Origin of the sequence: Brevundimonas sp. UBA5936, assembly GCA_002430835.1 — a bacterium.
Taxonomy (GTDB): domain Bacteria; phylum Pseudomonadota; class Alphaproteobacteria; order Caulobacterales; family Caulobacteraceae; genus Brevundimonas.
On sequence record DJDA01000064.1, the window covers coordinates 1106 to 1887 of the forward strand.

The window sequence follows — 782 nt, forward strand, 5'->3', positions numbered from 1 at the left end:
CACCTTCGCCGAGGTGGTGATCATGATGATGGACAAGGACGACGCCTTCGACACCCAAGACCTGCAACTGGCCGATCTGGTCGAGCGGGAAGGGCGGGCGCTGATCTATGTCGCGTCCAAATGGGATCTGGAAGAAGAGCCTCAGGCGCGTCTGGCCGAACTGAAGCGCCTGGCCGACGACAAGCTGCCGCAGCTGCGTGGCTCGCCCTTCGTGGCTCTGTCGTCGTTCAACGGGCGCGGCGTCGAGCGCCTGATGCCCGCCGTGCTTCAGGCCTATGACACCTGGTCGGTCAAGGTGAAGACCAAGGATCTGAACGACTGGCTGTCCCTGGCGACCCAGAGACACCCGCCACCCGCCGTGGACGGCAAGCGCATCAAGCCGAAATACATGGCCCAGACCAAGGCGCGTCCTCCGACGTTCGTGCTGATGGCCAGCCGGGCTGAGGCCATGCCGGAACACTACAAGCGCTATCTGGTCAATTCGCTGCGCGAGAGCTTCGACCTGCCGGGCACGCCGATCCGCCTGAACGTCAAGTCAGGCTCGGCCAACCCGTATGCGGATGGCGGGGCCAAGTCCGGCCCGGAACGCTTCAAGGGCGACGCCAAGACCGCGCCGCGCCGGGTGATCAAGGCCGAGAAGGCCGAGAAGCTGTCCAACCTGCCCGGCAAGGCGCTGGAGCAGAAGGCCAAGGCCGGCATCAAGCCCAAGGTGAAGCCCCTGGGCGGGCTGAAGGCCAGCGCCTCCAAGAAGGCGGGCTCCAACGCCTTCGTCGGCAAGGGCG

The 782-nt window shown here is 65.7% G+C and carries 1 pseudogene; it reads left to right on the forward strand.

The window, feature by feature from the left end:
* Window positions 1-782 (forward strand): annotated as a pseudogene (locus tag B2Y21_RS06475) (ribosome biogenesis GTPase Der); the annotation flags it as partial.